Source organism: Reticulibacter mediterranei (assembly GCF_016587455.1).
This window is the reverse complement of the sequence record NZ_BNJK01000002.1, coordinates 163,370-175,907: the sequence shown is the minus strand read 5'-3', so window position 1 is coordinate 175,907 and position 12,538 is coordinate 163,370. Positions and strand designations below refer to the sequence as shown.

Sequence of the window (12,538 nt, the reverse complement as noted above, 5' to 3'; positions counted from 1 at the left end):
ATGACCGAGAAAATCAGTATTGTGCTGGTCGATGACCATAGTATTGTACGCCGTGGCCTGATCAGTTTTCTTGGGGCCTTTGACGATCTGGAGGTGATTGGCGATGCCGCCAGCGGAGAGGAGATGCTGCAAAATCTGGAGCGTTGGCTCCCCGATGTTGCCATTATGGATCTACACATGCCCGGTGGCATGGATGGGATCGAAGCTATTCGCCAGATCCGTGCCCTTGCACCCCAAACCAGAATTGTTGTGCTTACCAGCTATGCCAATGATGCTCGCGTCGTGGCCGCCCTGCGTGCGGGAGCGATTGGCTACGTGCGCAAAGAGGCCAATCCCGAAGTCCTGGTGGAGGCCATCCGCGCAGCCGCACGTGGACAATCGCTGCTTGACCCAGAGATTGCGCGTGTCATTCTTGGTGAACTGGCACAAGCTGAGAAGCACAGCTCGCGGCTCACCCAGCGCGAGTTGGAGGTCTTACACCAGCTTGCGCTGGGCCATACCAACCAGGAAATCGCCCAGGCCCTGGTTGTCAGTGACGAAACGGTGAAAAGGCATGTAGGCAATATCCTGACAAAGCTCCAACTGGCGCATCGTACTCAGGCAGTCATCTATGCGCTCAAAAGTGGGCTTATTTCGTTGGATGATATTGACTTGCCAACTCAACAATAAACGAGATGTCGTGTTCCTCGTTGCGCATCGCGTGGGATTTCCACCAGACTTCGGGGAACCTTACTGCTCAAGCGCATAGGTGGCATAACGTCTCTTCATCCTCACTCCCCGTTAGCGAGGTTATCACAAAATTATTGTGAAAATAACAAGTCGTTTATGGTATACTAGCGGCTGTGATAGCACTCAAGATATTTCCGGCATTCGGGGGTTGAGATATGATGGATATTCAAGTCGAAAGCTCTACCAGTCGCATGCAGCGTCAAGAGCAGATCTCCAGCTATGTTTTGCAGCAGTCGTCCGTGAGCGTCAAGGCACTGGCGGATCTCTTCAATGTTAGCGCCATGACCATTCACCGCGATCTGGACGAGTTGGAGGCGCAGGGCATTTTGCGCAAAGTGCGTGGAGGAGCCACCGCGCAACCATCGAGCCTCTTTGAAAGCGATGCGCGTTATCGCCTGACCCTGGCCGTCAAGGAAAAAGAGGCCATTGCTCAACATGCCCTGGCGCATATAGAGCCGGGCCAGGCAGTCATGCTCGATGACTCGACTACCGTTCTTGCCCTGGTTCGCCTGCTGCCCCAGGTCACGCCTTTGACCGTCATTACCTATGGTCTGGCAGCCATTCGTGAATTGACGCAGGTTCGCGGTATTCATCTGATGTCGGCTGGAGGCGAATATCTGCCCAAATATGATGCGTTTGTTGGCCTGCTCTGCGAACAGGCGCTCGCCGCTCTGCGTGCCAATGTCCTGTTTATGTCGGTTGCCGCCGTCTCGGGCAACTATATTTTTCAGCCAGAAGAGGAATTCGTGAAATTGAAGCGTATCATGCTGGCTTCGGCTGAAAAACGTGTCCTCCTCATTGATCACACCAAACTGGAGAAGGTCGCACTCCATCGTCTCGCCGCGCTGCAAGAGTTTGACCATATTATCACCGATGCCGGGATCGATGAGCAAAAGCTCAAAGCGCTGAAAGAAAGCCACATCCCTATCGAAGTTGCTCCACTTGCATAGCTATCCATCCCGCCCGTCATATTGCTTGCTCTACGTTGTCTGTCCGCTCCTCAATCGGCTTCCGTCTATTAACTCGTTTTCTGCTAGCTCGGCCTGCTCCCTGAAAATTTTCAGATTTATGGCTTTAGACCCTTGTATATTTTTTTGATATGTGTTATATAACTGTTATTATAACATCTCTGGTGTTAGATTATGGTTGGGTTGGTCAGGTGTCCACGCAGTCTAGTCCTGAATGACGTCGATATCTGCGCGATACAGTGTTGACCTCCTGGCCTCTTACGTACAGTTTCCCGGAAGAATTTAGAGGGCAAAAAGGATAGAAAGATCAGTAGTGGATTTTTCGGTGGTTTCTCTCGTATGGCAACGTGGTATTTATTCTGATATCTCTCTTTCTGTAGAAGCTACCAACACATCGTTGTTGCGCGATTTATCGCACATGTGCGAGATTGCGCGATTTATCGCGCAACAACGATGTGTTGGATCCACTGATTCATCTCATCAAATGACCCTGTGATCTTCTCACACCAAATGTTACGTAGCAGTCGCTCCATTTTTGCGCTCACTCTGGCCGCGAGGTCGCGGTATGGCATTTCTACTGTTGAGAGATGCCAGGAAGAAAGGAAAAATCGCTCATGAGTCAGCAAGATCCATTTGAGAAGTATTTGAGAGCAGGCTTTAGTGGAAGCATCACGCGCCGCAATGCACTGAAACTGGGAGGCTCGCTGGCCTTCGCATCGACCGCAGGATCGCTCCTGGCAGCCTGTGGCGGCAGCTCAAGCTCGGCGACATCGAGCAGCAGCACCGCTGATAAGTGGAAGCAGTTTAGTGGCACAACCCTCAACTTCATCTCAGAAAACACCTCGCCCTCCTCGGCCATCGCCGCCAACTCCAAACCATTTACCGATCTGACTGGCATTAAGGTTAACATTCAGCAGATGGAGTTGGGCGCTCTGGTGCAGAAAGTGGCGCTCGACTTTGGCTCCGGCAATGCGCAGTACCACGTCATTTATGCCGACCCCTATCAGGTGCTGGCACCCTTCAGCAAAGGGCTAGTCGATCTCAACCAGTTTATCAACGACGGCAGCCTGCCAGCGGTTCCCAAAGGAATTAACGATTTTATCCCCGCGCAACTGGAAGGCGCAGGCCGCTTCATGGACCCCAAAGCGCTCTATGCCCTGCCCTATGACTGCCCCACGATGATCTGGATTTACCGTAAAGATCTCTTTGATAAGTATGGGAGCCAGATGCAGAAGGATCTAGGCTTCGATCCGACGCCCTCCGATAACAGCACGTGGGAGCAGTATTATCAGATCGCCGATTGGTTCAATAAGAATGCAAAGGCCGATGTGCCCTATGGCACTGGTCATCAGGCCAAACAGTACGACTCGCTAATGTGTGATTTCTCCAACGTCCTCTGGGCCTATGGTGGGCAGTACTTCAAGGACGAGCAGACGGTTGGCACTATCGGCACCGACAAGCCTGGAGCCTGTATGCTTGACCAACCCGCTGCGATTCAGGCTGCGACCTTCTATCAGAAGTTGCTCAAGATCGCACATCCGGGCAGCACTAGCTGGGACTGGGATGGCGTTGGTAAGGCGCTGGCAGAAGGACAGATCGCGATGGCCCCCGAATGGCACGAGTATGCGGCCAGCGTCGAGGGCGGCAAGTTTGGCGGTAAGTGGGGCTATGCCCGTCTGCCAAAGGGACCGGCCCGCAGCGCGAACATCTATGGCGGTACCGGCATTGGCATCAACAAGAACGCTTCCGACCAGTTGCAGAAGGCAGCCTGGCTCTTCGTCGTCTGGGCCACATCGCCCGATACCCAGGTGATGGACCTCAAGAGTAAAGTCGGCGGCGGCACCCCAACGCGCACTTCGGTCTATGAACTACCAGAGGTGCAGGCGGCGATGAAGCAGAACCCATCGCCAATGCCCAACATCCTGTCCGCTACTGCTGTCAACGAGGCGTGGAAACCGGAAAACGTTGGTATGCGCCCCAAAATCCCGACCTGGAACCAGTGCGACACGATCATCTTCACCGAACTCTCGAAGATGCTCGTTGCCAATCAAGCTCCCGATGTTACTATGAAAAACATTAAGGCAGGTATCGACAAAGCAAATAAGGTTTGATCCTGATGGAGACGAAACAACACGTGAAACAAGTGGCACCGGCGGTTCATTCGCCAGCCTCGCAGCCACGAGGAGCGAGGCGTTGGACGCTACCATTTGGGATCGTGATGATGCTGCCAGCACTGATCGTGCTGGCAGCCATCTCGCTCATTCCATTTTTCTACATCATCTGGATGAGCTTCAACGATGTATCCCTTCTGGGTGGCGTCTCGTTTAGCTGGGTTGGCTTGAGCAACTGGGCACAGATGTTTACCGACCCGGATGTCAGAGGTAGTTGGGGTCTTAGCCTCCTCTATTTTGTGGCAACCGTTGGTGTAGAGATGGTGTTAGGTATCGCGATTGCTCTATTGCTACACGAGATCACAACTGGCAAAAATATTGCCCTCTCCCTGATCCTCATTCCTATGTTCATCGCTCCGGTCATCGTCGGGCTGCTTGGCCGCTTCATGCTCGATCCGACGTATGGCCTCTATTCATGGGCGCTCAGGACTAGCGGCGTCTTCACAAAGCCGGTTCTAGGTGAGCCAGTCTCGGCATTTGTCGCGGTTGTGTTGATGGATGTCTGGGAGTGGACGCCGTTGATTGCGCTGATTACGCTGGCCGGGCTGGTTTCGATGCCATATGAGATTATCGAGGCGGCAAAGGTCGATGGGGCCAATTACTGGATGCGGCTGTGGAATATGGTCTTTCCGCTGATCGGCGGCGTGGTCGTCGTTGCGCTGCTGATTCGCGCAATGGATGCCATCCGCTACTTTGATGTGATCTGGCTTGCGACGGCTGGCGGCCCGGCAGATGCGACCAAGATTATTCCGCTGCGCCTCTATGACCAGGCGTTCCGCTTCTTCCATCTTGGCTATGCAGCGGCGATTGGACTGGGCATGCTGGTCTTCTCGATTATTGCGGCCAATCTTTTCTTAGGCGTTCTCAAGCGGAGGGATAGAGTACGATGAGCACCAAAGCATTGAATACGACGGGTAGACAGGTGATCCTGTATGCGCTGCTGGCACTGGTATTGCTCTGGATACTGGTTCCAATCATCTGGATGCTGCTCTCGTCTCTCAAGCCAACCGAGGCCATCTTCTCCTCTACGCCGACCTTCGCGTTTGTGCCGACATTGCAGCACTATATCGATGTCTTTACTGGAGGCAACGGCTTCAGCGGCTATATTGTGAATAGCATCCTGGCAGCTGGCATTTCGACGATCATCGCCGTTGGGCTGGGCTGTCTGGCCGGTTATGGGCTGGCACGTACGCACTTCCCAGGGAAGCAGCATGTGGCGTTCTGGATTATTAGCACACGTATGGCTCCGATTGCGGCGGTGATTCTGCCGCTCTACATCGGTTTTCGCTACCTGCATCTGGTCAATTCGCTCTCGGGACTGGTGATTGCCTATCTCACCTTCAATCTCCCGTTTGCCATCTGGATTATGAACGCCTTCTTTGCCGATCTGCCCGAAAGTCTTGAGGAGGCGGCGAGAGTTGATGGAGCCTCAGACTTCCAGATTTTCTGGCGCATTGCCCTGCCGCTGGTGGCACCTGGAACGGCTACAACCGCGATTCTCTGCCTCGTCTTTGCCTGGAACGATTACTCGTTCGCACAGACGTTCTCAGGTCCAGAAAGCCAGACTTTGCCCCTTTCGGCCTCGCAATTGATTACGCAGACCGGCATTGACTGGGGGCAATTGACGGCGATTGGCGCTATCGTTGCGCTCCCGATGGTGGTGATTGGCCTGGCGGTGCGGCGCTGGCTGGTGGAAGGTCTGACGCTGGGTGCGGTAAAATAAAGAAATTTGGCTGTCATCGCATGATTATTGGTGCATCCGGCAAACGGAGGTCGGATCTCTCGTAGCGACAAGGGGAGGTTGAGGGGTCTTGGCGGGGGCCTTGCGCTTGTCGCCGTTGGGGGCTTTGCAATGGGAGAGAGCGGGAGATTGGCCTGGGGAGCGCGACAAGCGCAAGGCCCCCGCAACCCCTCCACACCTCCCCTTGTCGCTATGGGTGGTAGAGAAAGATGTACCAATAAGGGATAAAGAGATGGATACCTGGGAAAGGAAATAGATCTATGAGCAATCAAGCAGCAGTACTCTATGCTCCTCACGACATACGGTTGGAGGAGCGCTCGCAGCCTCAGCCGGGGCCAAAAGAGGTGCTGGTTGAGATCAAAGCGGTGGGCGTGTGTGGCTCCGATGTCCACTACTATGAGCACGGACGGATCGGCTCGTTTATCGTTAATCAGCCGTTGATTCTTGGGCATGAGTCGGCAGGAGTGATCGTGGCCGTTGGCGAGGGAGTCAGCCTGGGGCGCGTCGGACAGCGCGTCACCATCGAGCCGGGCATCCCCTGTCGCGTCTGTCGCGAGTGCCGTCATGGGAACTACAATCTCTGTCAGAACGTGCGCTTCTTCGGGACTCCTCCGATTGACGGTGCTTTCACAAACTATGTGACGATCCCCGACGATTTCGCGTATGCGCTGTCCGATAGCATGTCGTTTGAAGAGGGAGCACTGATCGAGCCGCTATCGGTTGGCCTATGGGCGTGTCGCAAAGCTGGTCTGCGTGGCGGCGACCGAGTACTGGTGACGGGCGCGGGACCGATTGGCATCGTCTCTCTGAAGGTAGCAATCGCGCTGGGGGCCGCTGAAGTGATTGTTACCGATGTATTCCCTGAGCGCCTGGAGATTGCGCGCAAGCAGGGGGCGACACGCACAGTGAATGTGGCTAAGGAATCGCTGACCTCGCTTGGTCTGGATGCCGATGCGCTGATCGAGTGTTCCGGCAACAATCAGGCGTTGAAAGATGGCCTGCGCTCGCTCCGTCCTGCTGGTCGTGCGGTGGTTGTGGGTATGGGACCGGGCGAGGAGGCGTCGATACCGCTGTCGTTCCTGCAAAATAACGAGATCGTGCTGACCGGTATTTTCCGCTATGCTAATACCTATCAGGATGCAATTGCGATGGTGGCCTCCGGGCGCATCGACCTCAAATCACTTGTTACCAGCACCTATAAGCTGGAAGAGACCGAGGCCGCGCTCCAGGCCGCGAAAAACGATCCAACCAACATTAAGCCGGTGGTTGTACCGTAAGTAGCGACAATCCCTTGCGGTTGTCGCAGACAATCCCTTGCGGTTGTCGCGGTAAATGTGTATTTTACATCTATTGATCGCGACAATTCCTTGCGGTTGTCACTACGGGATATATGAGGAGAGGTGAAGCTATGCGTGCTGTCATTATCGATAAACCTGGAGAGATCCGCGTCGGGAGCGTCTCTGATCCGACGCCCGGACCCGAAGATCTGATCCTCAAGGTGGGAGCGTGCGGCATTTGTGGGACCGATCTGCATATCGCGCAGGGCGAGTTCCCGCCAACGCCCTATCCAATTGTGCCGGGCCACGAATTTGCGGGCGAGATTGTGGCGGTGGGGAGCGCGATGCAGCAGGGCAGCGGTCCGCGCAAGTTTGCCGTTGGTAGCCAGGTTGCGGTCGATCCCTCGATTTTCTGTGGTCGCTGTACATTTTGTCGCAATGGTCAGGGCAATCTTTGTCAGAATTGGAACGCGATTGGCGATACAGTCGATGGTGCGTTTGCCGAATACGTTTCGGTGCCAGCTGCCAACGCATATCTGTTGCCCGATCACGTCTCGTTGCGCGAGGCGGCGCTGATCGAGCCTGTTTCCTGTGCGGTGCATGGCGTGCATCGGCTGGCACCTCGGCTGGGTGATACGATGTTGATTGTGGGCGCGGGCACGATGGGGCTATTGCTGCTGCAACTGGTGCTGCGCGGTGGAGCTTCGCGCGTGGCGGTGCTGGATCTGAACACGCAGCGCTTGAGCCTCGCCGAGAAGCTGGGAGCTAACAGCACATCGGCGAACATTGATGAGTTGTTGGGCGAGGAGCCGTTGGGTTTCGATTGCGTGATCGATGCGACTGGTGTTCCCAAAGCGATTGAGGGCGCGTTCAAGGCAGTCAAGCGCGGCGGGAAGTTTATGGTCTTTGGCGTGGCACCCAACGAGGCGACGGTTGCGCTCTCGCCCTTCCGCGTCTACAACGACGAGATCACGATTGTCGGCTCAATGGCGGTGCTGCACTCATATCAGCAAGCGGTCGATCTGGTCAGCGGTGGTGCGATCAACACGCAACTGATGCTCACCGAAGCGCTGCCCCTTGACTCCTTCCCACACGCGCTCGACCTTGTACGCCAGGGCAAAGGCGTCAAAACACAGATCTTGCCTAACGGGTAACAATGATTGATGCAACAAGTTATATGTGTGATTGTTGATGCATCTGCGAAATAAAACGGTGAGGGCCACACGAAAATGGCAGGGGCGATGGCTGGTCCTCGCCCGCTGTGGCCCCATCGTATGTGGGGAACTGGGTGAGGACCAGCCATCGCCCCTGCCATTTTCGACCTCACCCCGGGAGGGTTTGTGATGCGCCAATTATCATGCTGGCCTGCCTTATACCTACGTTGAGGGCCGCCAGCGCGATAAATCGCTCGACTACGACATTATCTCAACCGTGAATCCGCCGGGTGCCTGCACATAAAAGGTCCAGGCGTGGCTGCGTTGTGGCGGTTTGACATCGAATCCATCCTCTTTCAAGCGTCGATAGATCTCGTTGACGCGCTCATCGCTTTCCTGACCGAAGCCGATATGGAATGTTTTGGGATAGGCGACTTCACCGGCCTTCATCAGTGTGAGGACCAGCCCATCATCATCAAAAAGGGCGCTAAATCCTTTATTGCCCCCGCCCGGATTGCGCAACCCGAAGTACTTTTCGAGAAAGTTCACGGCAGCAGGAACATCGGTTACGGTCAAATTGACATGATTCAATTTCATCATTGCCTCTCTTAACTCGCTAACTCAAACCTTTTTGTGTGCGCACATCTGCATTGTAGAACATTGGTGTATATGTGGAGGGTTTGGAGAGTGGATTATTGCTGATAAAACATCTCGATCATGCGCCCGATCTGTGCAATTATTTGTTGCGTGCGCTGTTCCAGTTCCAGCAAGCTTGTCAGCCAGCGGTCAGCGATGACGGCGACAAATTTGGTGTCATGTGAGACGTTCAATGCATCGCGGAGATTGTTGGTGTTGCCGCTATCGATTTGTTGGAGCATTTGCAGGATCGCCATCAGGCTGAAGCCGCACCGCACGAGCATTCTGATAACGCGCAACCGTCCAAACTCGGTGCTTCCATAGAGACGGTATTCATTGGCGGGATCGCGTGGGACCGTCAGCAGGCCGTTGCGTTCCCAGTTGCGCAGCATATCGACGGAGACATTGAGGTGTGCGGCGGCTTCCCGAATACGCATAGGGTGGGACGATATATCCATTGTGTGTCCAGCGGCCCAGCGTTCGAGGAATTCGAGCGCCGATTCCGCGTAGGTGCGCTCAACGCGTATTTGTGCCATATATTGATAGGCGAACTCCATTGCCATTCCCGGATCGCCATTCGCCGCGCTCTGCACCAGAGCAATGAGCGGTTGCTTGTCGCCAACATAGGGCCAGCGCAGGACAAGATGAGTGAGCCGCGCCTGTTCGAGATGGATCGGGCTATAGCATCGATAGCCATTGCTTCCACGCGGAACCGGCGAGAGGAACCCGGACGCCTCATAGAGCCGGATCGTATTGACGTGAACGCCCAGCTCTTTTGCCAGATCGCTTGTGCGTAAAATCGTTGTCTCTTGCATATGCATCTCTCTTCCAACGTTGGCATCCAGGGATATTATAAGCGAAAACCCTCCACATATAAACCAATGTTGTAATGAAGAGGGACATACTGGCTTTTCAATAAAAAAGAGCATGTGCAACTTATAATTGGTGCAGCAGAGAAATACAGAGGGAAATTGCGTGTGACCAGCATGTAGCGGCAACCGCTGATAACAGGTGCGCTATTGGTAGTAACAGGTCTTCGCGCCGCCGTCTGTTGGATTACCAAAGACGTTGCTGGTACAGGCGGTTCCGTTGGTAAAACTGCCATAGAGGTATTTTCCATCAGTACCAAAGGCGACCTCGTGCTTGCCTGTGAAAGAGCAGGTGGCGTTTTCGGTGGCACATGTGGTCCAGCTTGCCACCTGGGTCGGTGGTGAAATCAGATAGCAGAATTTGGCGTTTCCGTATGAAGGATCACCAAAGATATCATTGGTGCAGGCGGTTCCGTTGGTTTTGGTGGCGTACTTGTAGGAACCATTCGTACCAAAGGCAACGGTCATAGTACCACTAAATGTGCAGGTGGCGTTTTCGGCGGCGCATTGGACCCATACATTCGTCGTTGATGGAGGCGTTTCTATATAGCAAAATTTACTCGCGCCGTATGAAGGATCACCAAAGATATCATTGGTGCAGGCGGTTCCGTTGGTTTTGGTGGCGTACTTGTAGGAACCATTCGCGCCAAAGGCAACGGTCATAGTGCCGGTGAAAGAGCAGGTGGCGTTCTCTACGGCGCACTGTGTCCACATGCCGGGGAGGAATTGGGAGGCGGGGTGCGCGGTTGGTTGAGGGGTTGTCGTTGGTTTACTGGGGGGGGGTACGGATGGGGTTGTTGTTTTATGGGCGAGGTACAGCCAGGTGCCAAACGAGCCACTGAGCAGGAGGAACACGATGATGCTGGCGAAAAGACCTTTGAAGAAGCTGGAAGGAGTACGGCGGCGTTGTTGCGGTGGTGGCGGCGCATAGACATTTTGTGAACTCTCTTGAGTTGTCTGTTCTCCATAGAAGGTATGAGCTTTAGAATGGTAAGGATCATGGGGCCTGGGAGTGGAAGGGAGAGTCACAATATTTTCCAATGCTTCCTCGCTATTTTGTTCGATAGTTGGGCTGCCACAGTGAGAACAGACGGGTGTGCCTGTGGAGAGACTTGCACCGCATTTATGACAATACATACAATATGCTCCTGATTTTTTTACTTTTCGATGTATCTTTAACCGGTTTTGTGCCACAGATGATCCTTCTGTCGAAAGTATAGAGGATGTGATGAGGGATTACAATACTTATGGGAAATTTAGGCAGAAAAGCGGTGCTTCGATAATCTTATTTGCTTCTGATACTGTGAGTAACTTGTAGTTAAGGAGCGTCCCGAGTTGTATTTGTCGCATTATGTTGACTTGAGAGAGGAACATCTGTATGATGATTGGAAGTTATTCCCGCCCCAACGACTGGGGAGGGAGGTTATGAGGAGTAGCGATGAAGAAAGATACGAGGGCCAAAGATAACTGGCGGCGCTATGCTCTGCTCTGCCTGCGCTATGGCTGGCCTATTCTCGTGTTGCTGGGGATTCTCTGGTTTCCTTTTGACTGGTTGAGCGAGGCGTGGCCTGCTTTTGGCGTGCCATTTCGTCAGGTATTTCACAATGCACGCGATCATTTCGTCGGACACACGATCTTCTTTTTCATCGTGGGTATGTTGCTACTTGGTGTTGTGCCACTGTTGCGGAAGTTGCGCTGGTATATTCCGGGTCTGGTGCTGGCGGCGCTGGTGCAGGAGACGATCCAGGCATTTTTTCGCGGCCAACCGCCAACCTTCACCGACTTCAACGCCTTTCGCGGTGATGCGCTTGGAGGCATCACCGCGTGGGTGCTCTGGTTCGTGTTCCACCTGTTGCGTACGTATCGGACCAAAAGATCAAACGGCGAGAGTGTATCCAGCACCCATATGCAATAAGGAATGTTGGCCGCCTGGATTATTTTAGAGCTTAAAGACAAGTGAAACGCTTATTTGCTACATTCCTCTCTGGCGCCTGTATTCTTCTTGTGCTTGCCGCCAGGTAGTGCTATTTCTAGGAGCAAGAGTATCACTTCGAGGAAGATTATTTATTATCTGCTGCATTGCATCCTCTCTGGCCCTGTCATCCTCATCAGAAAGATAGTTCCTCTCTCCTACTCTATCGAATACGGCTGCCTTCGCGTCAAGCTCATCCAGGTCTGTTAATGCCCATATTCTTTTTTGATTTACTTTAGCAAGCACTTCTAATGGGGGATCTGCAAATGTTACATCATCTGTATATCTCTCTGCATAATTTACCCTTTTTTGATGCTTTGAATTCCAGTGTTCTTCCACTTCATCTACATCTATCTCATATCCTTCTGCATATATAGCTCTTTGCTCATCATTCATTTCACGAAGATGTAGTGTTACGATATGATTGATATCATCATCAAATGGTTCTCCTTCAGAGGAAGATTCGGGTTGATAGTCGTACTCTTGAGTGAGCTTATGTTTTTCTGCCTTTTTTCTAAGTTCCTCCTCGTTAATTTTCCCTCGACCGTTTTCTTCACTTAAATCATTTACCGCTTTAAGTATCTCTTCTTCGGTGCTATGAGGACCAATCTCTTCTAATCCCAAATATTGGGCATAATTTACAATTTTTTCATGCCCCTCCTGAGCAATCGTATCATGAAATCTTTCTGCCGAACTTCCTTGCCCTTCTCTGCTAGCCGGACGGCCGAATCGTGTCGCGTCACTATGATATCCTGTTTCAGGTTCTTCCCCTTTTCTCCTTTTTTCAAGCTGTGAGGTTCCTTCTATAGGTCTTTTTGGCATCTGAAAATCCTTTCCTTAATACAAAACAAGCATCTCTTCCAAGTGAACCGGACCCGTTTTTGTGGAGTCTCCACCAATTGAAACTGAGAGGATGGAAGACGTTTCTATGTTATGTAACGTTGGGATTACTATTATCTCATAGTAAATATGAATACGTCAAAAACGTTATGTAACGTCTGTTGATCCTAAGCTGTTGGCG

12 protein-coding genes are annotated in these 12,538 nt (G+C 52.9%); 8 read left to right on the top strand and 4 right to left on the bottom strand.

Features of this window, described 5'->3' with window-relative positions:
* The 7 genes from K3T83_RS38965 (at position 1) to K3T83_RS38935 (ending at position 8,040) form a co-directional block, all read left to right on the top strand.
* Complete coding sequence (locus tag K3T83_RS38965) at positions 1-669, top strand: response regulator (RefSeq protein WP_220208534.1); 669 nt, start codon at positions 1-3, stop codon at positions 667-669.
* A gap of 215 nt (positions 670-884) precedes the next feature.
* Positions 885-1,679: a DeoR/GlpR family DNA-binding transcription regulator gene (locus K3T83_RS38960; RefSeq protein ID WP_220208533.1), complete on the top strand. Its 795-nt coding sequence runs from the start codon at positions 885-887 to the stop codon at positions 1,677-1,679.
* 632 nt (positions 1,680-2,311) lie between these two features.
* Positions 2,312-3,808 (top strand): extracellular solute-binding protein, encoded by a 1,497-nt coding sequence (locus tag K3T83_RS38955; RefSeq protein ID WP_220208532.1) that lies wholly within the window; start codon positions 2,312-2,314, stop codon positions 3,806-3,808.
* Positions 3,809-3,813: 5 nt separating this feature from the next.
* Entirely contained in the window at positions 3,814-4,758 is a 945-nt protein-coding gene (locus K3T83_RS38950) for a carbohydrate ABC transporter permease (RefSeq protein ID WP_220208531.1), read from the top strand.
* Positions 4,755-5,591: a carbohydrate ABC transporter permease gene (locus K3T83_RS38945; RefSeq protein ID WP_220208530.1), complete on the top strand. Its 837-nt coding sequence runs from the start codon at positions 4,755-4,757 to the stop codon at positions 5,589-5,591. The genes K3T83_RS38950 and K3T83_RS38945 overlap by 4 nt, the downstream gene beginning before the upstream one ends.
* 278 nt (positions 5,592-5,869) lie before the next feature.
* On the top strand, positions 5,870-6,886 hold the full coding sequence (locus K3T83_RS38940) for an NAD(P)-dependent alcohol dehydrogenase (RefSeq protein ID WP_220208529.1): 1,017 nt from the start codon (positions 5,870-5,872) through the stop codon (positions 6,884-6,886).
* Between the two features lie 131 nt (positions 6,887-7,017).
* Positions 7,018-8,040 (top strand): zinc-dependent alcohol dehydrogenase family protein, encoded by a 1,023-nt coding sequence (locus tag K3T83_RS38935; RefSeq protein ID WP_220208528.1) that lies wholly within the window; start codon positions 7,018-7,020, stop codon positions 8,038-8,040.
* A gap of 258 nt (positions 8,041-8,298) precedes the next feature.
* Here the strand turns inward: K3T83_RS38935 and K3T83_RS38930 are convergent, their stop codons facing one another.
* The 3 genes from K3T83_RS38930 to K3T83_RS38920 all read right to left on the bottom strand — a co-directional run bounded on the left by K3T83_RS38930 (position 8,299) and on the right by K3T83_RS38920 (position 10,682).
* Complete coding sequence (locus K3T83_RS38930; protein WP_220211054.1) at positions 8,299-8,637, bottom strand: VOC family protein; 339 nt, start codon at positions 8,635-8,637, stop codon at positions 8,299-8,301.
* A 95-nt stretch (positions 8,638-8,732) separates the two neighbouring features.
* A complete protein-coding gene (locus K3T83_RS38925) occupies positions 8,733-9,491 on the bottom strand; it encodes a MerR family transcriptional regulator (protein ID WP_220208527.1) in 759 nt (252 codons plus the stop codon).
* A 201-nt stretch (positions 9,492-9,692) separates the two neighbouring features.
* Entirely contained in the window at positions 9,693-10,682 is a 990-nt protein-coding gene (locus tag K3T83_RS38920; RefSeq protein ID WP_220208526.1) for a hypothetical protein, read from the bottom strand.
* 301 nt (positions 10,683-10,983) lie between these two features.
* Here K3T83_RS38920 and K3T83_RS38915 point away from each other — a divergent pair, with 301 nt between their 5' ends.
* Entirely contained in the window at positions 10,984-11,460 is a 477-nt protein-coding gene (locus K3T83_RS38915; RefSeq protein WP_220208525.1) for a hypothetical protein, read from the top strand.
* Positions 11,461-11,517: 57 nt separating this feature from the next.
* Here K3T83_RS38915 and K3T83_RS38910 read toward each other — a convergent pair whose 3' ends face one another.
* On the bottom strand, positions 11,518-12,339 hold the full coding sequence (locus K3T83_RS38910) for a hypothetical protein (RefSeq protein ID WP_220208524.1): 822 nt from the start codon (positions 12,337-12,339) through the stop codon (positions 11,518-11,520).
* Positions 12,340-12,538: the final 199 nt, after the last annotated feature.